A 21,269-nucleotide genomic window follows, 5' to 3' on the forward strand; every position below is an offset into this window, starting at 1 on the left:
GTCATTCCTCAGAAACTTCTAGAATAAGTTCCTGCCGATACGGATTCTCCGGAGTATAGATGATTGAGGGAAACGACGAGATATTCGGTGCATTGGGATAACCCGATGGCTCGATACACACGCCACGCGAAGCGCGACGCGGTTTCGTCAGCTCATAGCCCGAATAAACCTGTGCTCCGGGCTGGTCAGAGTAGACTGTCAACGCAAGGCCAGAGGGTGAAGTGAGGTCCGCCACCGGAGCCTTTGGGCCGCGATCATGAGCAAAGCAGAAATAGTGATCAATCCCATCAGGCACACTTCCAATCGTATTGGGCGTTGAAAAATCCAACCCGTTTTCGTTGGTCGCAAGTACTCTGCCCGACGGAATACCCTGATCGTCGATTTCCAGATACCAATTTGAAGCGAGTTTTAGCTTATGCTCGTCTACCCCTTCTGCAGCACCCAAAGTGTAGTAGTTGTGCTGTGTAATGCTTATCGGCGTCGGCCGTTCAGGCTGTGCAGTTATTGAATAGACCAAGCGTAAGCCCTGTAAGCAGATCCTGACTTCGAACCTGATATTCCCCGGAAAGCCTCCCTCTCCGTCGTGAGAAACGTAGCTCAGCAAAACCTCGTTCTGTGCAATCTGCTCGAGTTCCCAAAACTTTTTAGACAGCCCATCGTCGCCGCCATGCAGGGTGTTTTTGCCCTCATTGGCGTTCAGTTCAAAACTGGCACCATCCAATTCAAACGTCGCGCCGCGGATCCGGTTGGCAACGCGCCCAACAATTGCGCCCAGGTAACGCGTATCGGTGAGATACTCATTTGGGTCCTCGAACCCAAGGATGAGCGGGACATCCTTGTACCACCAACCCTGCGTGATTGCCCCATAGTTTAGGACCGAAACACGCATATTCCCATCGGTGAGAATAGCAGTTTCGATCCCGGAGGCTATACCCGTTTCTGGATTCATCTTACTGCCAGCGGCGCAAGCGCCTGATAGAATTGCTTGTATCTCCGGTATTCGTTTTCGTAGGCGTCAATCAGATCGCCGCGTGGTTCAATGCGTTCCTGAATTTCCGGCGGCGTCATGACTTGCGCCGGTTCAGCGTCGTTGGCAGCACATATCGCGAGGCGCGCAGCGCCCAAAGCGGCACCGAATTCGCTGCCTTTTGGCAAATCCAGTGGAACTTGCAAAACAGTAGCCAAGGTTTCCAGCCAGAACCGAGATCGTGCACCTCCCCCTACTGCCATAAGTCTATTTGGCTGGGTTCCGGTGCTCCTCAGTGCTTCCAGGCAATCTCTCATTCCAAAAGAAACACCCTCCATTACGGACTGGGTCAACTCAGCGGGTTCCGACGAGATGTCCACGCCCAAAAACGCGCCTCGAATATGGCTATTGTTATGCGGCGTCCGTTCTCCTGACAGATAAGGCAGAAAGGTGATCGAAGAAGGCCCTTTCAGTTGTTCCGGCATTGCTGCAGCCAACTTATCCACGGGTTCGCCTAGATTTCGCGAAAGCCAGTTCATGCTGTTCGTTGCTGAAAGCATGACACCCATTTGTATCCACCGATCAGGAACCGCATGACAAAAACAGTGCACGGCTGTTTCCGGATCAGGAGCATAGGCTTCCCGCGCTACAAGCAACACGCCAGACGTTCCTAGCGAGACAAAACCGGTGCCGTCGTTGATGCTCCCGATCCCGCAGGCAGCGGCAGCATTGTCGCCAGCACCTCCAGCCACCACAACCGGATTCGAAAGCCCCCACTCCTGCCTCAAACGGACCTTCAACTCTCCACCCGGATCACTTCCTTCGACCAAGCGCGGCATCTGCTCGACACGCATGTGACCTACCGTTAGCGCCTTTTCTGACCACTGCCGTGTGTCAACATTCAGCCACGATGTTCCTGCGCTGTCAGACATGTCTGAAACATATTCGCCAGTCAGCCAAAACCGCAAATAGTCTTTCGGCAGCAGTACCTTGCCCACCTTTGAGAACACATCCGGCTCATTCGCACCCAACCATTCGAGTTTCGGCGCCGTAAACCCCGGGAATACGATGTTTCCCGATATTGCGCGCATCTCTGGTGTTTGATCTAGTGTCCGCGCTTCGGCGGCTGACCGAGTATCGTTCCAAAGAATACAGGGCCTCAATATTTCGCCATCAGAATCCAGTAGTGTAGCGCCGTGCATGTGTCCGCTCAGGCCAATACCTCGCAATTTTGAGAATGCTTGCTGGTTGCCAATGCGGAGCTTTCCAACAACCTCTTCGCAAGCGTTGGTCCAATCCAAAGGATCCTGCTCAGACCAGCCAGGCCTAGGCGTCGAGGTGGAAATGCTGACTTCGGCATCACCGACAACGTGTCCTGTGTCATCTACCAGAATCCCGCGGAGACCTGACGTTCCCAAATCCAAACCTAGATACATTCAACGCCACCCGATTAAATATTTTAGCCGTTAAAATTATTCGAAACCGCGTTCTTGTCAAGGTTCAGAAAAAGAAATGTGCTCCATCACGACTGGTTCAGAATGCCCGTCTCTGCGCCACGCAAAAATCGAGCCTCTGGACAAGTGTCGCGTGCCGTTTCTGGTTAATCGTGTCTTGCTTGAATTGTCGCAGACACATTATTTCAAGGCATCAAAAGTAAGACGGTGGCTACAGGACTGATCGCAGAAAAAACACTTTTGAACATCGGAGTATACGGTCGGGATAGACCTCCTTTGCCAAGTATGTTCCGAAAGCGGCCTATGCGTGTTTCTGGGCAGCGGCACCAAACCCGACGCTCGTCATCCCGCGGCAACTCTGTCGGAATGGGCTCATTGCAGTCGTTCTCTGCGCGTTAAATGAAGGACTGCATTTTTTTGTTTGGTTAGAAAATCACGTTTTCAGGAGTCTAAAAAACTGAAAACTCTAAGTAGCTGATTTTGTTGGAACCGCAGTGTCATCATTTAGGTGATCCGACATGCGCTGTTGGAGTTCGCAAACAATGGGACTGAATGATGGAGACCCGCCCCACATTGAACTAAACACCTTTAGATTTTTGCATTCTTTGAATGCTTCAACGGTTCAGGCGCTTTTAGTCTACGTTAAACAGAAAGCCAATGAGCCTCTTCTAAACCTGGAAACAGGCGCTGTGTGTCTTGCTAGGACTTGGTTGATCGGACAGAATACCCTGCCCTAGCACACGGCCCATAAGAGACGTTCATTTTGTCAGGCCACGCCGAAATGCAGCTTCATCAATCCGGACTTTCGCCGCGAGCGCAATATTCGGCGGTGGTCGAACTCTTAGTCTGCGGACAAAGAAGAAATCACAATACATGTCGACTGCCCTTTGCTGCCGCTTACTTGGCAAAGCCGCTGCCGCGGTGTGGACGCCAAAGTAGCTGTTCGCTGTGGATGCCAGAACCTAGTTCAACAAAACTCGTGGTCTGCGTGACAGCTGTTGCGTCACCTGCCGGTTCAAATGGCACTGAGCGACCTACAGAAATTTGTTCGCATTACTTTCTTCGGGACAGTAAACTCTCGGACTACCGTTCCAAGTAACCTTATCACTTAATCCGCAGATTGTTGAAAACCACGTTCGGTACGCGGTCAGAAAAGCTCTGGCTTTGAGATCTTTGAATACGGACGAGAGTCATCGCTTTAAGCCGTTAGGCAACTCCTCGCTCCACTTTCGCAGTTCGTCGAGAAACCCAAGTGCGGTGCGGCCAAGGTCAGTTATAGAATACTGCACGGAAACCGGTGCAGTATCCATCACGTGTCGGTTCACCAGCCCTTGATCCTCTAGCTGGCGCAGCCGCTCGGCAATTATCTTTTTGCTGGCCCCGCCGAGCATCCGAGCAAGATCGTTGAAGCGCACCGGACCATCCTTCAGGTGCCATAGTATGGACCCGGTCCATTTGCCGCCGATGATCCGCATGCCCCGTTCAATTGGGCATGGTTCCTGACAGGCCTCTGTCACAATTCGGCGCCCTTTAACATCTTCGTCCACCCGCGCCCGCATCGTTATCCTTTTCTTCATGCTTACGGTTACCAAAAGTATACTGGTTGATTTTCTTTACCTCAACACTCAAATGCTCCCAACCCCCTCATACGTCAAGGGGTTCACACAGTGCACATATAGGATATGGACATGAGCAAAATCCTGATCGTGAACGGCACTCAGCCTTATGAGTTCGCCCCCGGACAATTGAACGCCAGCCTGGCCGAACGCGCACGCGACACGTTGGCCGCAATGGGCCACGAGATACGCATGACCACCGTTGCTGATGCCTATGACGCAAATTCAGAGGTTGAAGCGCATGTTTGGGCCGATACGGTCATTATGCAGTTCCCGGTAAACTGGATGGGCGTCCCATGGATTTTCAAGAAATATATGGATGAGGTCTACACAGCCGGGATGGATGGCCGCCTATGCGCAGGCGACGGTCGCACCGCCGACGCACCAAAGGCCAATTACGGCATGGGTGGATCACTGCACGGCAAGACATACATGCTGTCGGTGACCTTCAATGCGCCGAAAGAAGCATTCGACAACCACGCCGAGCCGTTCTTTGCCGGAGCAAGCGTTGACGATCTGCTGCGCCCGATACATCTGAACGCCAAGTTCTTCAGCATGCAAGCCCTACCGACATTCGCTGCCTTCGATGTTATGAAGAACCCCGAAATCGACGCCGATTTCGCTCGATTTGACGCGCATCTGAAAGCCACTTTTGTCGAGGTCGAACATGTCCCAGCCTGATATTCACCTGTATACCGCAGGCACGATGAACGGCTACAAACCGGTCATTTTTCTGGAAGAGGCAGGCCTCCCCTACGACCTGACCCATATCAACTTTTCCAAACAGGAACAGAAGGCGCCGGACTATTTAGCGCTGAATCCGAACGGAAAGATCCCAATGATTGAGGACCGCTTGGAAGGCCGCGCGATTTTCGAATCCGGTGCGATCTTATGGCACTTGGCCGAGAAATACGGACAGTTCCTGCCATCCGACCCGGTCAAACGGTCCGAAGTAATGCAATGGATGCTGTTTCAGGTTGGGCACGTGGGACCGATGATGGGACAGGCGATGTATTTCCAGCACATTGCTGCGCCCAATGGCCACGAAGAGCCGTTCTCAATCCGTCGCTACGTGGACGAAAGCCGCCGCTTAATGGAGGTGATGAACTCGCGTCTGGACGGGCGTGATTGGATCGCTGCCGACGAATACACCATTGCCGACATGATGCTGTACCCCTGGGCGCGTTCATACGTCTGGGCAAAAGTAGATGTGTCGGACCTACCGCATCTGAATGCTTGGTTCGATCGCATTGATGCCCGGCCGGCCGTGCAGCGGGCGTTGACCATCCCAAAGGCCAACCCCCAATTCTGGGATGCCAACGCAGATTCCCACGCCTTTGCCAAAGAAAACGCCGCGCGATTTTCCAGCGATGTGAAAGGAAACTGAACCGTGCATGACGCTCCCACCATCCGCGTAGATATCGTATCGGATGTTGTCTGCCCGTGGTGTGTGATCGGCTACCGCCAGCTGGCTAAGGCTGCGCGCGACGCCCAGATCGCACTAGATATCCATTGGCATCCATTCGAGTTGAACCCGCAGATGGCCGAGGGTGGCGAGAACCTGCGCGAACACCTGGCGGCAAAATACGGGACCACTTTAGAGGGATCGATCAAGGCGCGCGCCCGCCTCACCGAGATGGGCGCAGCACTGGGGTTTACGTTCAATTACGCCGATGACATGCGGATGTATAACACCTTCCGAGCGCATCAGTTGATTGACTGGGCAACGGAGCTAGGAAAAGGCCACGAGATGAAGCAGGCACTTTTTGAGGCCTTCTTTACCCGCCGCGCGGACGTCTCGGACATGCAGGTTCTCGCCGACGCGGCCGCAGGCATCGGGCTGAACCGCGCCAATGCGCTTGCCATGTTCCAAAGCGGAAAACAGGCCGACAGTGTTCGCCAAAAAGAACAGTTCTGGATCGGCCAAGGTATTCAGGGCGTGCCCGCAATGGTGTTCAACCAACGTCACCTTGTAACCGGCGCGCAAGGCGAAGAAAACTACGCCCGCATTCTGTTACATCTGCAAGATAACAGGGCCGCGTGACGCCGGTGAGTACCGGCCCGAGTTGCATGATTGCCGCGAGATTAGCTGGGTGTCTTCCGGCATGCCCTCGCTTGACAACCGCTACGGGGGTTGCAAGCTCATGGTCTCCACGACAACCTTCGTCTTTAAATAGCAACTCAATCAAGGTGGCCGCATGTCGGCCACTACAGTCTGTCAACTTTCAAGAGTTTCCAATTTATGGCACTGCATGACCACCCCATGTGGCGAAAGCCGCAACATCATCAAGACCTCGACCACGCGCATGACCATGTCCACTGGGCCGAGCTGTTCTATGACCTGATCCATGTCGTGACGATATTCCTGCTGGGCAACTATCTGTCACATCACCTTGATCTGCACGGGTTTCTTGTGTTCGCCGGCGTCTTCATCACGCTTTGGTACGCATGGGGTGAACTCAGCATATTCAATTCGATTTACGTCAGTACTGATTTCTGGCACCGCCTCATCATGTCGGTGATGATCTGTACGGTTATGTTCATGGCCGCGGCGATCCCGGCCATCGACGGTAAAGGTTGGGTCTTCTTTTCGTTAGGATTTGCCGCGAACAGAGCCATGATCGCCGCGCTGTACTATCGCGCCAGGCGTGCCAATTCCTCAGGCGAGTCGATGTCAGCGGCGCAGATCCGCAACTTCTCGGCCTTTGCGGTGATCTTTGCCATCACGGCGTTTCTTCCCGCACCGCTTGCGTATTGGGTGTTTGCGGCCGCGATGGTTGCCACGCAGGCGATGTACATGATCCCCGGCGTCACTGTTCTGCGCTTTGAGCGGTTCGTCCCGCGCCTTGGCCACATGGCCGAGCGGTTTGCGCTTTTGACACTGATCGTTTTAGGCGAAGGGTTCTTTAAACTTGTCGTTACCCTTTCTGAAAAAGGTATCTACAAAGTTTCGCCCGACGTGCTGGTCAACTTCGTCATCGGCGGCGTTTCGATGTTCGTCATGTGTTGGATCTATTTCGACTTTGTCGGTAATGCCAAACCAAAGGACAAGAAGGTGTCAACTTTGGTCACCTGGTGGCTTGCGCACCTGATCTTGATGTTGTGCGGCGTCATGGTCGGCGTAGCTCTTGCGGCTGAGGTCAAAGTTGGGTTTTGGGAGCCATACCCAACCGAGTATGCCGCCATTGGCTGTTTCGGTCTTGCCGGCTACATCGCCATGCTTTGGGTGCTTCAGAACGTCATCGAACACCGTTTGGCGTCGAATTTCGGGCGCTGGGATGTCCGGGTGTTTGGGATCGTTTTGGCAATCGCCTGTTTCTATATAGTCCCACATGTCCCCTCATTGGTTGGCAATCTGATCTGGGGGACAGCCTTGCTATCGCAAATCGCGATACCCTTGATGCGCGCATGGACGAAGTTTCGACATGAGTGAAGCAGTGACGGGTTCGAGCGGTCTTAGAAGACGAGTTTATTGGTGGCTTGAACGCCCGAACCGGGCTGCCACCGGCCCCTGGTTGCTGGAACTGGCGCTGATCGCCCTGATAACGCTGAACGTCGCCGCCGTCATCCTTGAGACGGTCGACTCTATCTATGACCGCTGGGGGTTTGCGCTTAATGTTTTTGAGAGTCTGTCTCTGTTCGTATTCGTTATCGAGTACGCAGGCAGACTCTGGGTTGCGACGGAAAACCCAAATTACAGAACCCGTGCTTCCTGGGCCGTTTCCCCGATTGCTATCATCGACCTACTGGCGATATTGCCAGCGCTGCTTTACCTGTTTTTCCCGGTTGACCTCCGTCTGCTGCGAACCTTCCGTATGTTGCGGCTACTCAAACTCACGCGGTATTCGCCCGCACTGGGCATGTTGCTAGCCGTGTTCGAAGAAGAAGCCGGCGCCTTTTTTGCAGGCTTCTTCATCCTGATGGTGATGCTGATCTTTGCCGCCAGCGGTGCTTGGCTGGCAGAGCACGAAGCGCAACCAGAGGCATTCGGCTCGATCCCAGCAGCGATGTGGTGGGCGATGGCGACGCTGACGACCGTTGGCTATGGCGACGTGACCCCCGTGACGGTTGCCGGTAAGATCTTCGGCGCTGCGATCACGGTGATTGGCATCGGTATGGCTGCATTGCCTGCAGGGATCATCGCCAGCGGTCTCAACGACCAGTTGCACCGCCGACGAGCCAGCCTTGAGCGCGAGTTTCGTAAAGCGTTAGAGGATGGCGATATCTGCGAGGCGGACGAGGCAGACATCGATGCAGTTCGCAAGCAGTTGGGCCTGTCGCGCCGCGCCGCTGATCATATCCGAAACCGCGTTCATGCCGAAACGATGTCACAAGTTGATCACTGTCCCACCTGCGGTCAGCCCACGAAGCAAAGTGACAAGCCCTGAACGGTCACTTCCGTTCTGCACTCGTCAGCTTGATGGCCCGAACAAGCTGTCTACCGTGTCTGAGATTTGCTTGGAAAAACGAGCAGTCAATTCGCTGGCGTTCGTTTTTCCGTACATCCCCCCAATCGCGGTCATTGATATGGCAAAATACTGCACCGCACCGATCAGTTGAAATACCCGGGCGCGCAATTCGATTTCACTTGCTTCCTGCCCAGCCGGGGTATGGCTGGCGATCTCAATCAACCTGTCCAGATAAGCCTTCATAGGCCAAACTTTGGCATTCGCGTGAACGTCCAATAACGCTCGAACAGTCAGACGCGCGTCATCGGGCAGCGACAAGTTGGACGCCAGAAATCGATCGAGATAGGTCTTTAGGTGCATCACTGGGTCGGGCTGTTTCGCCGCTTCGATTTCAGCAAATTGCCTGCTAGCGAGGCCGGATAGAACCTCGGAGTACAGCTTTTGCTTCGTTCCAAAGAAATGTAGCAAGGCCTGTTTTGACACACCTGCTTCGCCGGCCAAAGCGGCAAGGCTTACGCCATGATAGCCGTGGGTTGCAAACTGTTTCGAGGCGACCGTCAAATAGCCTACCCTCGGATCGTTTTGCCTGTTCATGGAACGCTCTCCTTTCGTGACGCTACGTATCAGATGAACTTGTGCTTACCAAGTGGTAAGTAACTTACCGACCGGTAAGTGAAGGGCAGCGCGATGGACAGACAAACAGAAATCGAACAAATAAAAGAGATCATCGGACTGGCGGATCAGAAGTCGGCTTTCCTGGATGATACGATCGCGCACTCCCCGATTTCACGCTACTCCAGCCCGGAACGGTTCGAGCGTGAGCGGGCTTTGATCTTCAGGCGACGCCCTGTCATCGTCGCGCAAAGCTCGGAGCTTGAAGTGCCTCGTGCTTTTCTGACCAAACGTTTTTTAGACTTACCTGTTTTGCTGACACGCGATGAAAATGGGAATGTTCGTGCTTTCCTTAACGTTTGCCGTCACCGCGGCGCTAAATTGGAACGAGAGGCAAAGGGCTGCAAGCGCGTCTTTACTTGCCCCTACCACGCCTGGAGTTGGACCAACGAAGGCGAATTGCGTGCGGTGCCGCAAGAAGCGCAGGGTTTTCCCAACCTTCCACGCGCTGAGCGCGGCCTGCGTCGATTGCCCTGCGCTGAGAAAAATGGATTTATCTGGATCGTTGCAGATCCAGATCTCGCTGAAATGCCGGATATTGATGGCTGGCTTGCGGGGATCGGTGCAGAGCTGGATTGGATCGGGTTGGATCAGCACCGCATCGCCGCCATCGAAGAGATTGACATTAAAGCAAACTGGAAGTTGTTGATGGAAGGCGGCATGGAAGCTTATCACTTCCGGGTCGCCCACAAGAACACGATAGGCCCCTATTTCCCCGACAATCTACTGACCTACCAGATGTTCGGTCCGCATATGCGCGCAATTTTGCCTCGGATTTCAATGCCGGATATGCGCGATACGCCCGAAGACAATTGGGAAATACGACGGGATGCCAATATGGTGTTCACCTTGATGTCAAACTCTCAGCTTTTGGTGCAACAGGACCATGTTATGTGGTTCCATTTCGAACCCATTACCCATGACTTGACCCATGTCCGTATGGCAACGCTGGTTCCAAGGGCCTTGCCAGATACGGAGGAGATGCAAGCACATTGGGACAAGAACCAAAAAATCACAGTGACAGCATTGATGGAGGATTTCCAATTGGGCGAAGAAATCCAATCCGGCTTTGCCTCACGCGGCAATCCAAGCCATCTATTCGGACGGTTCGAAGGCGCGTTACACCGATTTAATGCGTGCGTCGAAGAAATGCTTGCAAGCTAAAAGCCTTTGACCTTCTTGTTAGCGGCCTGGAAGCTCAAAGCTACATCGGGCTCGAAGTGGTAATTCGGCAGAATTCAATAAATGCCTGCTACGGCGAGCAAAGCTGCCTTTCGTGCCGATGTTGTCAATCACAGCAAACGACACGTTCCGGACGTTGACCGCCACCCGGGGCGCTGGAACGAAGCCTGCAATGGCATGAAAATGCGCTTCAATTGCGACTTCTTTTACCCCCTTAGCGTTGGATGTTCGCTAGCAAACAACTGACAATTCTCTCTTCCGCTGCGCGTCTCTAATCAAAGCCGCGAGCCGATAGAAGCCATGAGCCATCTTCGTAAAAGGTATTAACAGGAAAAAGGTCAGAACTGATCCAAGGTGGATGACAAGCAGTACAGGCATCAGAGTCGTTGAACCGAGGGCGTAAAGGACCAGTCCGCTCAACCCGACAAAGCCGAGCAATAGGACGAAGCCGATTTCGCCGCCCCATGCAGACGGGTCGCCGAGCTCGCGATCCGACTTTTGCTTGAGCAGAACCATGGCTGCACAACCTAATGTCAGCAAAACACCACCGGAAACCCCGAAGAGTTTTGGCAGAGACCAGAACCCGTAGGGCGCGTGCAACCCGAACCCGTAGTGCATAACCGTCGCCACCGAGGTCGACGCAAAGCACAGCAGGAAGCCGTACATGATGGCGTGGTGAATGTGGCGTCGGGCCTGACTGAAACGGTCTTCGTCTTCGAAATTGCAACCCTCGCCGTGGCCCGCGGCCAAGTCTTGCATCTTGCCAGCGCGTTTGAACGCAGCAGTCAGATCAGACATTTGGATGGGTTTGCCACCGACCTCCACCCAATAGCGCCTCAGGCTGATAGCCACGCTAAAGAGTGGCAACAAGAATGCGGGCGCAAAGATTGCGACCATCGCATTGTGGGACAGGACGGCATAGAACCCCTCTCCTCCGCTGGAACCGATAACGCGAATTGCCCAGAACAGCAGGGCAAAACCGATGACCAGGGCCAGCGCGATTGCGCCACCATGCGTATGGAACCGCCGCGCCAAAGGCTGCGGCCAAGCAAAGCTCTCCCAACTGTCCCGCCGCACTTCAGCCAGAGCTTTCGGCAGGTTTAGGTCAAACTCGTGCGGCGCCGTATACTGACAAGCGTAGTAACACCCCCGGCAGTTGTGGCACAGGTTGGCCAGTTGCGTGATGTCTCCATCCGAGAACGCGCGTTCCGCGTGCAGCGACGGGAAGACCGAACAATAGCCCTCGCAATAGCGGCAAGCGTTACAAATCTCGGCCTGACGGCGGGCTTCTTGGATAAGTTCAGTTTGCATAAGCGGCGGCCTCACGTCCTGCGATGCGTCCAAAAACGGTTCCGATGGTCATGCCGAAACCGGCCAGATACCCCTGCCCCAGGATCGACCCGGCCATAGTCTCGCCGGCGGCCCAAAGGTTTTTGATCTTTCCGTTGGCGGTCGAACATTGCGCCGTGTCGTCGACCTTCAGGCCCAGATAGGTGAAGGTCACACCGGTGCGCAGCGAGTAGCCATAAAACGGAGGCTCCATGATCGGACGCGCCCAGTTCGTCTTGGGCGGTGTCAGACCCGAGGTCGTGACCCCATCCAACTCAGTCGGATGAAATCCACTGGTATCGCCGCATGCTTCGTTGAATTCAGCAACGGTCGCCTTAAGCTTTTCGGCGGGCAGATCCATCATTGCAGCCAGTTCTTCCAGGGTGTCCGCCTTCAGCGGTGGAAAGACCGACGGCATAAACAGATTCAGAGACTTAGCATCGATGATAACATAGCCAACTTGATCCGGTTGGGCCGCCACCAGACGTCCCCAGATCGCATAGCGCTTGGGCCAAACATCTTCGCCCTCGTCATAAAACCGCTCGGCATTCTTGTTCACGACGATTGAAAACGGCACACAGTCCAGGCGGGTGACGATACCGCCATCGAACTTCGGCGCACGCCCGTCAATGGCGACGGCGTGGCACTGCGTCGGATCGCCGACGCTGTCCACACCTTGATCCAACAGATCGGACAGAACCACGCCACGGTTATAGGGTGTACCCCGGATCAAGAAATTCTTTGCCGGTTCTCCCCATGCACGGGTCAGCCAATCGGTGTCGGCCTGAAACCCACCTGAGGCAACGATGACGGCTTTGGGTGTGATGCGATGAGATTGGCCCTCAAAGCTGTAATCGACCCACTCGATCCGATCACCGTTCAACTCCAGATGCGTGACAGCCGCTTCGTACAGAACATCGACACCCAGACCCGCCGCAGTTCGGTAATAGGCGTTCACCAGAGACTTCCCGCCCCCCATAAAAAACGCATTGGTCCGCGCCAGTGACAGTGTCCCGGACAGAGAAGGTTGGAACCGCACGCCGTGTTCTTCCATCCACGGCAGGCATTCCTCGGAGGTTCGAATCGCGAGACGAGCAAGATGTTCGTCGGTTTTGCCGCCAGTGACCTTGAGCAGATCCTCAAGATACTCATCTTCACTGTATTCTTCGATCAGCGGGCCGAGAGGTGCGCCATGCATACAACGAAAATTGCGTGTATGGCGGGAGTTTCCACCACGATAGGGTTTTGGTGCCGTCTCGAGGATCAGAACACGGGCGCCTGCCTCGGCAGCAGTCATCGCCGCGCAGAGGGCAGCATTCCCGCCGCCGATCACAGCGATATCATAAGCTTCCATTTGGGTGGCCATATCCTGTCTACCTATTGATTTTTGTCGGTTGTCCGGTCGCGTTCTTGCAACGCCCGAATACGCATCCGTTGTGCAGCCTGAATATGCGCGCGCATTTCTGTTTCAGCCGCTGCGCCATCACGGGCCTTTAAGGCAGCCATGACCCGCTTATGCTCTGCCACTGCTGTCTCGGCCCGATCACCGTCCAGCAATTGCGATGGCCCAAGGATCAACAGCGCTTTTTGCAAAGACAACATAGACTTGGCAAGAAACCGGTTCTTTGCTGCGTCCAAAAGTGTGGCGTGGAAAATCCGGTTTATCCGGGCCGCTTCCGAACCGGTACCAGCCTCGGCCAAGCGATCATTCAAAACGCTCAGCTCGTCTAGCTCGACATCCGATGCAGCACGCGCTGCTAAACGGGCTGCAGTTCCCTCGAGCACCGCGCGCATCTCATAGAGTTCCATTACTTCGGCGTAATCGAGACAACGTACGGTTGCGCCCTGCCGGGGCACATGAGTGACTAGCCCGTCGGCCTCTAACTGACGGATAGCCTCGCGCACAGGGGTGCGGCTGACGCCAAGTCGCTCCGACAGCTCAATCTCGCGCAGACGTTCGCCAGGCAGAAGTGTGCCATCCCGAATCTCGTCCAGCAGGCGTTGATACGCTGAATTGCCTTGTGGGCCAGGCTGTAAGGGGTCGTCTTGAATGGTCATCGAACGCTCACTTGTCTTCTTGCGTCCAGTTGTATACATTTGGATACATAGCGAGTCAATATTGCCGGAAGCCGCGCCTTGCCCACCCAAGACAAAACACCTCCTCTCCTGACAAAGAGGGCCGTGACGCTGGCCCTTGCACTGCTGGGCACCGGAGTATTCTGGGCGTTGAATCTGCCGCTGCCCTTTCTGTTCGGCCCAATGAGCGCATGTCTGATCGCTGCCCTGGCGCATGCCCCTATGGAAGGTTTTGGTCAGGTCTCGGTTGCAGCGCGCACCATACTCGGCGTTGCAGTTGGGGCTTCGATTACCCCTGCCCTTTTTGTCGAATTGCCGAAGATGGCCGCATCTATCGCGCTGGTCCCATTCTTCATCCTGCTGATCGCACTGGTCGGAGTGCCTTTCTTTCGCAAGATCTGGGGTTTTGACTCCACGACCGCGTTTTATGCGGCTATGCCCGGCGGATTACAGGACATGATCATCTTTGGAACCGAAGCTGGCGCCAACCCGCGTACACTTTCCCTGATCCACGGTACGCGCGTGCTGATCATCGTAACGCTGGCCCCCCTGTTTCTGACAGTGTTCTACGATGCCCAACTCACCAACCCGATCGGAGAGCCTGCGCGTGATCTCCCAATGCATGAACTGGCGCTGATGGTACTGGCGGCCCTTATCGGCTGGAAAGGCGGTGAGCGGATCGGCCTGTTCGGTGCATCCATCCTCGGCCCAATGATCCTGACAGCGGCTCTGTCACTGGGTGATTTCATTCATACTCGACCGCCTCGCGAGGCTATCCTTGCAGCGCAGTTCTTTATCGGGTGCGGGATAGGCGTGAAATTCGTAGGCGTCACTTGGGTCGAACTCCGCCGGGTGGTTGCAGCGGGCTTCGCCTATGTCATCGTCCTTGCCATCTTAGCCGCCGCTTTCACCGCCGTTGTCACCACGTTGGGGCTCGGCCAGCCGGTCGAGGCTTTCTTGGCCTTTGCCCCCGGCGGACAGGCCGAGATGACAGTGCTGGCTATCGTTTCGGGCGCGGATCTGGGCTTTGTGATTACGCACCACCTGACAAGGATTGTGCTGGTGATCATCGGCGCGCCCATAGCAGCCAACCTTATCCTGCGCTGGTCAAAACCTCGGGGTTAATCATGTGGATGGGAGCGCCTGCAGCATAAGCGTTCACCTGATCGAAAATGTCTGAGAATTGCAGGTCAAATTCGTCCTCGGTCACAAAACCTATATGTGGTGTCGCAATCAGGTTTGGGTGCGATAGCAAAGGGTCATTCGGGTCGGTGAGCGGCTCAGTATCGAAGACATCAATTGCGGCCTTGCCCGGGCGACCGGCATTTAGCCCCTCAAGCAATACACCCTTTGCGATAAGGCCTGCACGTGATGTATTCACGAACAGTGCTCCAGGTTGCATCTGCGCGAAATCCGACGCTGTGATGATACCGTGCGTGTTGGGCTTCAGGCGGACGTGGACCGAGATAACATCGCTGTTGGCAAAGAACGCTTCACGGCTTGTGGCAATCTGCACGCCGTCGGCCTGCGCGCGTGCCCGGCCATCGTCCGAGGACCACCAGACCACATTCATCCCGAACGCCTCGGCGTAGTCAGCAACAGCGCGGGCGATACGGCCATATCCATACAGCCCCAGTTTCCTCCCCCTCAGGGTCTTGCCAACTCCGGCCTGCCAATGTCCGGTTTTGACCGAGGCCATCTGCGCAGGCAAATCGCGCATCCCCGCCATGATCAGCGCCCATGTCAGTTCGGCTGCGGCATATGAGGGCGTCCCGCCATGCATGTTCGAACACAACAGCACTCCGTTGTCCGAGCATGCCTGCACATCGACGTGTGGATATACACTGCGCTGACTGATCAACTTCAGGTTTGGGAGTTTTACAACCAAATCGCGGGTGACCTTGGTGCGTTCGCGAAACAACACCAGCGCCTCAGCCTCCTGCAAGCGTTCAGCCAATTCGCCGGTATCATCGACATGATCTGTCCAGACCTTCACGTTATGGCCAGATAGCTTTTCAAAACAGGGCAGGCCCTGCAGTGTGTCAAACCAGTCATCCAGAATGTGTACTTTCATCGACTTTCTATACCCTACTCGGTGCTCAGTTTTCTTGGCGTCGGCACAAAATGACGTGTGTCGAGTGCTTCAAGCGCATTGCGAACCCGTTCTCGTTGATCCAGCAAATGGTTGAATTGCTCATCACACCCGGCAATCGGTGTCGGGTAGTCCGCGATGTCCCTCCGCAGAACCGACTGCGCCAGCCTGAGTTCCTGACGCGCGATATCAAGGCATTCGGAATAGTCGTCCATCGTGATATCCTCATGATGTATACCATAGTATACCCAATGAGAATTGTCATTTCAACTGCCGTTCCACTCAGATTCCGGCACATAAACATGCCCGTCCGCCAATTTACGCGCAGTCCTTACCAGACCGGCGGAAATTACGTTGAACTCCCCGTCGTTCGAGAAGTCCACCAGAACGTCGATCTTGCCCGAGGCGTGCTCCAATACAACTTCAGCCGGGCTTGAATCCGGGCGATCAAGCAACCCGTCTGCCATGGTTCCGGGCGTCAAGGCGCAAGATGCCATGCATTGCGCACCCGTGACGGCCATAGTTGGGTGAGTTTTCCACGGCATGAAATACCGAACTGCAAGGGTTCCACCCTCTCTGGCGGGTGCCATCAGGCCGAATTTGGGAGTAACCGATTTTGATACGTCCCCCATACCCATCAGTTTTCCGGCTTCGATCCGCACGGCTTCCATTCGATCAAAGAAAGCACGGTTGGCATCCAGCTCTTCGGCGCTTTCATATCCTGTCAGCCCAAAATCCGCTGCCCGGGCTATGGCCATCGGCATGGCGACATCCATGCACGTCAGCTCGATCCCCTGCACTGTATCGCGCAACTTTCCTGTGGGTAGAAATGCACCTGTTGCCGAGCCAACAACGCCCATGAAACTCAGCTGCACCGGTGCAGAGTGACCGGGAACGCCCGCAATTTCCGCATCGCCCTCGTAGACCAACTCACCGCTTGGGGTCTGTACTTTTGCAACGACACGGGCACCCGTATTTACAGCGCGAATGCGGATTTCGGTCTCATCGCCGTTGGGCTGAAGCAATCCCATTTCGATCGCAGCTGGACCAACTCCTGAGAGGATGTTTCCGCAAGTGGGTTTAAAATCGACCAGCCTCTCATCAACAGAAACCTGCGCGAAGAAATAGTCGATATCTGCCCAGTCGTCCTCGCTGACGGAAAGCATCGCCACTTTGGTCGTCACTGCGTTACCACCTCCGATCCCGTCGATGTTGAGCGCTTGTCCGGCCCCGAGGGCAGCAACCAGCACATCAGCCAGCTTGTCCCTATCTTCAGGCAGATCGGAGCGTCGAAAATAAGGCCCTCGGGAAGTGCCGCCGCGCATGAAAACATATGGGATTGCTGTCTGGGTCATTGCGAACCCTCCTTTACAAACCGTTGAAATTCCTGAATTCAGCGCTGCCCGGACCGCCTGATTGGCCGGCCGGGCAACCGTGAAGCGCCTACTTGAGTGGCCATGGCAGGTTCACCATGTCTTGCAGCAGACCCGGCGGGAAATCCCGGTTCAGGGCACCAGCCATGAAGCACATGAAACCGATGCCGCAGGCCGTCAGGAGCAGCGTCATCTGCCAGCTGGACCCGGCGCGAATGCGGAAGAATGCGATCAGGAATCCGATCAGGGCGAGGATGAACCCCACAACCCAGGTGGCCGCGATCAGACTTGCGAACCACGCGAGCGTTGACCAAAGTCCATGTGGCGCGCTTGCATCCTCGCCGGCAATTTCCTTGTCGGCAAAGATTGCATCCCCCTCGGGTCGCCGCATCATCTGGATCAACAGAATGACGCAGCAGAACAGCGACACGCTGCCGATCACCAGCGGGATGATCTTGTCGGTCATGTTGTAGTCAGGGATCATGTTGGCATTGACCAAAGCCACGATCAGATAGGCCATGATCACCAACAGGAAGATCAGCGGCGCGCGCTTGCTGCCGGATTTGACCTCACCTTCGGCCATGATCATCTTGGCTTGACGAATGCCTAGAATGACCGAAACCACGGTGACCACGATCAGTATGATAACGATCGGGCTGAAGACATACTCCATGCCTTCGCCAAAGCTCTTGCGGAAGCGGAAAGAGGCAATCTGGAACGCCTGGTTGGTGAATTTCTCAACCGGGTTCGACAGCACGAACCCAATAAGAAAGGCCGGGCGCGACCAGTCGAAACGGCGCAGGAAAATGCCGATCAGACCGATGACGAACAGGGCCAGCAGGTCTTCGAAGTTTTGGCCGGACTGGAATGCCGCGAAGCTGATCAGCATGAACAGAAACGGCGCCAGATAGGTGAAACGAATTGTCGTCAGCTTGGCGATCCCACCCGAGGCTGCGATGCATAAGATGGTGCCCACCACATTGGCGAGAGCCAGCAACCAGACAATCGAATAGGTAATGTCGAGATTGTCTTTGAGCATGCTAGGACCGACCTCGATATCGCCGGATCCCAACAGTGCAACAGCGCCGATAAAGATCGCCATCGAACCCGAGCCGGGGATACCAAACAGCAGCGTTGGGACAAGCCCCCCGCCCTCCTTGGCGTTGTTCGAGCTTTCAGGCCCGATAACGCCACGCACTTCGCCTTTGCCGAAGTTACTTTTGTCTTTGGTCGATTGAACCGAATGGCCATAAGCGATCCAGTCGACAACCGAGCCACCAAGGCCAGGAATAACACCGACAACCACGCCAATGATCGAACAGCGGACCGACAACCAGATGTTCGCAGCCCAGTCTTTGACCCCATCAAACCAACCAGCTCCTAGCGAAGCGCCCTTGGCAATGGATCGATCTTGACGCAGCAGCGAGACGATTTCCGGCACCGCAAAGATACCCAAGCCAACGATGACCAATTTCAGACCGTCGGTCAGGTAAGGAATGTCATAAGTGGCCATACGAAGTGAGCCGCCTGCATCCGCCTCGCCAATCGTGCCAACCATCAGGCCCAGCCCTGCGGCGGCGACACCCTTCAACGGGATACGTCCGGCGAGAATGGCGACCATCGACAAACCAAGAATGGTGATCATCAGCATCTCGGGCAGACCGAATGCCAGAACGATGGGCCGCGCGACCAAGATGAACATGGTCAGAAAAGTTGCGCCGACCAAACCGCCAAACAGCGATGAAGCAAAGGCCGCTGACAATGCCCGCGCGGCCTCGCCCTTTTTCGCCATCGGGAAGCCGTCCAGCACCGTAGCCTGCGAGGCAGAGCTACCGGGGATGCCCATAAGAACTGATGCGAAGGTATCAGAGGTCGGAACAACGGCAACCATTCCGATCATCAACGCCAATCCAAGGATCGGGTCCATGCCGAACATGAAAGGCAGCAACAGGGACAGACCAGCAATACCGCCAAGCCCCGGGAAAACACCTACGGCCAGTCCCATAACGACACCAAGAACAAGGTACCCCAGAACGATAGGTTGCAGGATCAGACCCCACGCGTCACTGAGCGCAGGAACAGCTGTGGCGAAAACCTCCATAGCGGCCGCCTTTCATAAATTGTCTTGTGTTTGGAAAAGCGCGCGCCCGACATTGGGGCACGCGCGGTGGTGTTTGGGCTTAGTTCAGCTCGACACCATAGGCTTCTTTGAGCCAGTTCAGAACGTAGGCTTTGGCGTTGTCGTCCACGTTTGTCGCGGTTTGCAGTGCCGCTTTAGAGCCGTCACCTACGAACACTGGGTATTTGCCCACGCGCTTCGAGGAGATATCGGCAAAGTCGCCGCGCTCCGTCACAGCCTGGAACGCAGCTGTGTATGCGTCGACCACTTCCTGAGGTGTATCACCCGGCAGGAAGGCCAGCTTCTGAACGGGGAACCCGGCTACAAAGAACGCTTTCCACGCATCCCATGCCTCACCGGTGGTTTCACAGCCATCGGTGGCCTCGCACACTTCTTTGAAAGTCGGGATATCCGGGAAGGTCGGGTCGCGAACGATGTTGCCATCTGCATCCAGAGCACCCCAGGTCATCATCGGCACAGCCTGACCGGATTCAACCAGCGGCGCCGATCCACCCAGATAGCCGGACGAGGTCTGATAATCGATGTTGGCTTCGCCGCGCTCGAACATCAGACGACCATCGCCGCGGCCTTTGATACCAAAGACAGGCTCGACGTTCATACCCAGCATTTGCCAGGCCAGCAGCGGCACAAGGTCGAGGCGTGTCGCGCCCTGCGAACCATAAATGAAGTTGGTGTCTTTCAGAGCGTTCGCGGAGCCATCAAACTTTGCTCCATCTTCGGCGTTCAGATAGGCAACACCACCGGTTCCCGACGCCATAACTGGAATCCAGTCGTTGTATTCATAGCGCACGCGGGGATCGCTCAGCAGATATGGGAATTGAGTTGAACCGGAGGTGCCAAACAGCAGCGTACCGTCGTCATGGCTCTGCTCCTGGAACCAGTTTGCGCCCTTGGTCGAACCAGCGCCCGGCATAAATTTCACCACTACGGTCGGTTGACCTGGCAGCGCCTCGGACAGAAGCGGCGCAAAGAAGTTGGCCCATTTGGCAGACCCGCCCGTTTCCGAGAACGGGATGACCCATTCCACAGTCTTACCCGAGAAATCAACCTCGGCTGCGGCAGGTGCGGCGATACCGGCGGCGGCGATCAGCCCCACGACGGCGCGACGGGTGAAGTTGGAAATGGTCATTGGTTCCTCCCTGTTGACCAGACAACCACGTCAACGCACTCCGCGCTACCGTGATCGTAAATAGAACTGTGGGGTTGATTCCCCCTCCCATCTGGCAATCATGGAGGGCCAACCTTGCGCGAAACTTGCAGGAGACCCGATGCGGATCGTCATCGTCGAAGACAACGAGACCCTCGCCAAAGCTATTGCCTATCGCCTACGTGACCGGGGTCATGCAGCAGAAGTGCTTTTGGATGGCGATGAGGCTGACTTGTATCTTGCGCAAGAGGGCGCAGACTTAGTTGTTCTGGACATCAATTTGCCTGGACAGTCGGGACTGGAGATCCTGAAATCTATTCGCAACCGTGGTGACGGCGTACCTGTGATCTTGCTTACGGCACGTGCCGAAACAAGCGACCGGGTTTCGGGGTTGGATATGGGCGCCGATGATTACCTGGTTAAGCCATTCGAAATGGACGAGTTGGAAGCACGTATCCGGGCGCTTTCTCGACGCAAGGAACTCGACTACGGAGCAAAAGAGAGCATCGGCGCCCTGGAATTCGACCGCGCTGCCCGTCAGGTAAGTGTACAGGGCAAGGTTATGGATATTCCGCGGCGGGAAATCGCGGTGCTTGAGTGCCTGTTGGAACGCAGGGGCAGAATTGTTCCCAAAAGCCAACTAACGGATTACGTCTACGGCGTGGGTGCCGACGTCGAGACCTCCGCCGTCGAGCCTCATGTGTCGCGGCTGAGAAAACGTCTTCAAGATCTGGGTATTAGAATAAAGACAGCCCGTGGTCTGGGGTATCTGCTTGAGGTGCAGAAGTGATCAATCACGGCTCGCTCAGGTT

20 protein-coding genes are annotated in these 21,269 nt (G+C 55.4%); 8 read left to right on the forward strand and 12 right to left on the reverse strand.

Features of this window, described 5'->3' with window-relative positions; genetic code table 11:
- Position 1 precedes the first annotated feature (1 nt).
- The 3 genes from GOW92_RS09435 to GOW92_RS09445 form a co-directional block, all read right to left on the reverse strand.
- Positions 2 to 949 (reverse strand): aldose epimerase family protein, encoded by a 948-nt coding sequence (locus GOW92_RS09435; protein WP_170560165.1) that lies wholly within the window; start codon positions 947 to 949, stop codon positions 2 to 4.
- Positions 946 to 2,403 carry a xylulokinase gene (gene xylB / locus GOW92_RS09440; protein WP_170560167.1) on the reverse strand — a complete coding sequence of 486 codons (1,458 nt, stop codon included), beginning with the start codon at positions 2,401 to 2,403 and terminating at the stop codon, positions 946 to 948. Before xylB ends, GOW92_RS09435 begins: the two co-directional genes overlap by 4 nt.
- A 1,208-nt stretch (positions 2,404 to 3,611) precedes the next feature.
- On the reverse strand, positions 3,612 to 3,998 hold the full coding sequence (locus tag GOW92_RS09445; protein ID WP_254452966.1) for a winged helix-turn-helix transcriptional regulator: 387 nt from the start codon (positions 3,996 to 3,998) through the stop codon (positions 3,612 to 3,614).
- A 111-nt stretch (positions 3,999 to 4,109) separates the two neighbouring features.
- Here GOW92_RS09445 and GOW92_RS09450 point away from each other — a divergent pair, with 111 nt between their 5' ends.
- From GOW92_RS09450 to GOW92_RS09470, 5 genes are all read left to right on the forward strand, one after another.
- Positions 4,110 to 4,718 (forward strand): NAD(P)H-dependent oxidoreductase, encoded by a 609-nt coding sequence (locus GOW92_RS09450; protein WP_170560169.1) that lies wholly within the window; start codon positions 4,110 to 4,112, stop codon positions 4,716 to 4,718.
- Entirely contained in the window at positions 4,705 to 5,424 is a 720-nt protein-coding gene (locus GOW92_RS09455; RefSeq protein ID WP_170560171.1) for a glutathione S-transferase family protein, read from the forward strand. Before GOW92_RS09450 ends, GOW92_RS09455 begins: the two co-directional genes overlap by 14 nt.
- A gap of 3 nt (positions 5,425 to 5,427) precedes the next feature.
- Positions 5,428 to 6,081, forward strand: coding sequence for a DsbA family oxidoreductase (locus GOW92_RS09460; RefSeq protein ID WP_170560173.1), 654 nt, complete (start codon positions 5,428 to 5,430; stop codon positions 6,079 to 6,081).
- A gap of 198 nt (positions 6,082 to 6,279) precedes the next feature.
- Positions 6,280 to 7,470 carry a low temperature requirement protein A gene (locus tag GOW92_RS09465; protein WP_170560175.1) on the forward strand — a complete coding sequence of 397 codons (1,191 nt, stop codon included), beginning with the start codon at positions 6,280 to 6,282 and terminating at the stop codon, positions 7,468 to 7,470.
- Positions 7,463 to 8,425, forward strand: a complete 963-nt coding sequence (locus tag GOW92_RS09470; RefSeq protein ID WP_174822471.1) for an ion transporter — start codon at positions 7,463 to 7,465, stop codon at positions 8,423 to 8,425. Before GOW92_RS09465 ends, GOW92_RS09470 begins: the two co-directional genes overlap by 8 nt.
- A gap of 24 nt (positions 8,426 to 8,449) precedes the next feature.
- Here the strand turns inward: GOW92_RS09470 and GOW92_RS09475 are convergent, their stop codons facing one another.
- Positions 8,450 to 9,040, reverse strand: coding sequence for a TetR/AcrR family transcriptional regulator (locus GOW92_RS09475; RefSeq protein ID WP_170560177.1), 591 nt, complete (start codon positions 9,038 to 9,040; stop codon positions 8,450 to 8,452).
- 93 nt (positions 9,041 to 9,133) lie between these two features.
- Here GOW92_RS09475 and GOW92_RS09480 point away from each other — a divergent pair, with 93 nt between their 5' ends.
- Entirely contained in the window at positions 9,134 to 10,282 is a 1,149-nt protein-coding gene (locus GOW92_RS09480) for an aromatic ring-hydroxylating oxygenase subunit alpha (protein WP_170560179.1), read from the forward strand.
- A gap of 249 nt (positions 10,283 to 10,531) precedes the next feature.
- Here the strand turns inward: GOW92_RS09480 and tcuB are convergent, their stop codons facing one another.
- From tcuB to GOW92_RS09495, 3 genes are read right to left on the reverse strand one after another with little or no spacing between them, the layout of a single operon-like run.
- A complete protein-coding gene (gene tcuB, locus GOW92_RS09485) occupies positions 10,532 to 11,611 on the reverse strand; it encodes a tricarballylate utilization 4Fe-4S protein TcuB (RefSeq protein ID WP_170560181.1) in 1,080 nt (359 codons plus the stop codon).
- The gene (tcuA, locus tag GOW92_RS09490) at positions 11,601 to 12,995 is read right to left on the reverse strand and encodes an FAD-dependent tricarballylate dehydrogenase TcuA (protein ID WP_254452967.1); all 1,395 of its coding nucleotides are present in this window, start codon (positions 12,993 to 12,995) and stop codon (positions 11,601 to 11,603) included. Before tcuA ends, tcuB begins: the two co-directional genes overlap by 11 nt.
- Positions 12,996 to 13,006: 11 nt before the next feature.
- A complete protein-coding gene (locus GOW92_RS09495; RefSeq protein WP_170560183.1) occupies positions 13,007 to 13,687 on the reverse strand; it encodes a GntR family transcriptional regulator in 681 nt (226 codons plus the stop codon).
- Positions 13,688 to 13,810: 123 nt separating this feature from the next.
- On the opposite strand from GOW92_RS09495, the gene GOW92_RS09500 reads away from it, so the two are divergent.
- Positions 13,811 to 14,830 carry an AbrB family transcriptional regulator gene (locus GOW92_RS09500; protein WP_368040268.1) on the forward strand — a complete coding sequence of 340 codons (1,020 nt, stop codon included), beginning with the start codon at positions 13,811 to 13,813 and terminating at the stop codon, positions 14,828 to 14,830.
- Here GOW92_RS09500 and GOW92_RS09505 read toward each other — a convergent pair.
- The 5 genes from GOW92_RS09505 to GOW92_RS09525 form a co-directional block, all read right to left on the reverse strand.
- Positions 14,799 to 15,779, reverse strand: a complete 981-nt coding sequence (locus GOW92_RS09505; RefSeq protein ID WP_170560187.1) for a D-2-hydroxyacid dehydrogenase family protein — start codon at positions 15,777 to 15,779, stop codon at positions 14,799 to 14,801. The genes GOW92_RS09500 and GOW92_RS09505 overlap by 32 nt on opposite strands.
- A gap of 14 nt (positions 15,780 to 15,793) precedes the next feature.
- Positions 15,794 to 16,012, reverse strand: a complete 219-nt coding sequence (locus GOW92_RS09510; protein WP_170560189.1) for a hypothetical protein — start codon at positions 16,010 to 16,012, stop codon at positions 15,794 to 15,796.
- A 51-nt stretch (positions 16,013 to 16,063) separates the two neighbouring features.
- Entirely contained in the window at positions 16,064 to 17,152 is a 1,089-nt protein-coding gene (locus GOW92_RS09515) for a 4-oxalomesaconate tautomerase (protein WP_170560191.1), read from the reverse strand.
- A gap of 88 nt (positions 17,153 to 17,240) precedes the next feature.
- A complete protein-coding gene (locus GOW92_RS09520) occupies positions 17,241 to 19,271 on the reverse strand; it encodes a tripartite tricarboxylate transporter permease (protein ID WP_170560193.1) in 2,031 nt (676 codons plus the stop codon).
- Positions 19,272 to 19,350: 79 nt separating this feature from the next.
- Positions 19,351 to 20,439: a tricarboxylate transporter gene (locus GOW92_RS09525; RefSeq protein WP_170560195.1), complete on the reverse strand. Its 1,089-nt coding sequence runs from the start codon at positions 20,437 to 20,439 to the stop codon at positions 19,351 to 19,353.
- 139 nt (positions 20,440 to 20,578) lie between these two features.
- Here GOW92_RS09525 and GOW92_RS09530 point away from each other — a divergent pair, with 139 nt between their 5' ends.
- Entirely contained in the window at positions 20,579 to 21,247 is a 669-nt protein-coding gene (locus GOW92_RS09530) for a response regulator transcription factor (protein ID WP_170560197.1), read from the forward strand.
- Positions 21,248 to 21,269: the final 22 nt, after the last annotated feature.

This window comes from Ruegeria atlantica (assembly GCF_013032505.1).
Classification (GTDB): Bacteria; Pseudomonadota; Alphaproteobacteria; order Rhodobacterales; family Rhodobacteraceae; genus Ruegeria; species Ruegeria atlantica_F.